The 863-nt window shown below is 53.9% G+C and carries 1 protein-coding gene; it reads left to right on the forward strand.

The annotated features are described in order from the left end of the window. Positions 1-863 (forward strand): AMP-binding protein (locus ACWHAR_RS24940; protein WP_452088163.1); only part of this gene is annotated, 863 nt, incomplete at both ends.

Genomic DNA, 863 nt, shown 5'->3' on the forward strand with positions numbered 1-863 from the left:
ATCTGGGGTCCTCTGCTGCATGGCGGACGTCTTGTAATCGTGCCTCACCACGTCAGCAGATCGCCAGAAGCGTTTCTGCGCCTGCTTGTCAAAGAGGGGGTGACTGTTCTGAATCAGACACCGTCTGCTTTCTATCAGTTTATGCAGGCGGAACGGGAACAGCCGGATCTCGGACAGGCACTCAGTCTGCGCTATGTCATTTTTGGCGGAGAAGCGCTTGAACTCAGCCGTTTAGAGGATTGGTACAACCGCCACCCTGAAAATAGACCGCAGCTTATCAATATGTATGGGATTACAGAAACGACGGTGCATGTGAGCTATATCGAATTAGACCGAAGCATGGCAGCTTTACGGGCAAACAGCTTGATCGGCTGCGGCATTCCCGATCTTGGTGTATACGTGCTGGATGAACGCCTGCAGCCGGTCCCGCCGGGTGTTGCCGGAGAGCTGTATGTATCAGGAGCGGGGTTAGCACGAGGTTATCTAGGCCGGCCTGGTTTAACATCTGAACGCTTCATAGCTGATCCGTTCGGTCCTCCAGGCACCCGGATGTACCTCACTGGGGATATGGCCCGCCTCCGCGCTGACGGTTCTCTCGACTATGTAGGCCGTGCAGACCATCAAGTGAAAATTCGGGGATTCCGGATTGAATTGGGAGAAATTGAAGCCGCGCTTGTTCAGCATCCGCAGCTTGAAGATGCGGCAGTGATCGTTCGTGAGGATCAGCCGGGAGATAAACGGTTGGCAGCTTATGTCATCCCTTCGGAAGAAACATTTGATACGGCGGAACTGCGCAAATATGCTGCGGAGAGACTGCCGGATTACATGGTGCCTGCTGCCTTTGTGACGATGAAAGAATTGCC

Source organism: Bacillus sp. LR--39 (assembly GCF_053613335.1).